This window comes from Marinifilum breve (assembly GCF_003202155.1).
Lineage (GTDB): Bacteria > Bacteroidota > Bacteroidia > Bacteroidales > Marinifilaceae > Marinifilum > Marinifilum breve.
In genome coordinates, this window is sequence record NZ_QFLI01000096.1 from 1 (window position 1) to 554 (window position 554).

The following is a 554-nucleotide window of genomic DNA, read 5'->3' on the forward strand; positions in this document are numbered from 1 at the left end:
GTTAACAACTTATTTAAGCCTTTGTTTCAGTTAAAAGCTATTTGAATCACCTCCAAACCGAAAAATGATGTAGACAGGTTCCTTTCTGCCAAGGTTATAGTAGGCCTCAGTATACCGTGACCTTTCCATCTATTTATGAATTTTAAGGGATAGTCAGTTTCAACTAGTGTTTTGTTTAACAATCTAACGTCGTCATCGATAGCGTCGTTTGTGCAAACACGAATAATCCTATTAAACAGACCGCTCATCGAACCTCATTTGTATTGCACTGGGCAGTAACTATTGTGACTAAGGTATTGGCCCGTCAACGTTGGTTTTCGAAAGATGGATCGTCTGCTTGAACCATCTTCTCGTCTACTTGTTAGCATATCTAAGAAGAGAAGCCGGTCATTCTTCTCCTCTTCACATCAAAGGCTGATGTGATTTCGCAGAGTAATAAGTCTACTCAATAAACAATTCATTTCGTCCTTTCTTTCACAGATAACTAAGCTGTCATCTTCATATCTCTTATAAACAGACATGTTTACGACTAGGTCTTCAGCTAGATTTGCAAC

At 38.4% G+C, this 554-nt stretch carries 1 protein-coding gene; it reads right to left on the bottom strand.

The window, feature by feature from the left end; translation table 11 throughout:
- Positions 1 to 26: 26 nt before the first annotated feature.
- Positions 27 to 248, bottom strand: coding sequence for a hypothetical protein (locus DF185_RS24840; protein WP_498365937.1), 222 nt, complete (start codon positions 246 to 248; stop codon positions 27 to 29).
- Between the last annotated feature and the right edge of the window lie 306 nt (positions 249 to 554).

What these genes read in the sequence shown, in the direction of transcription:
- DF185_RS24840 (WP_498365937.1), bottom strand. Translation starts at nt 248, where the DNA reads ATGAGCGGTCTGTTTAATAGGATTATTCGTGTTTGCACAAACGACGCT.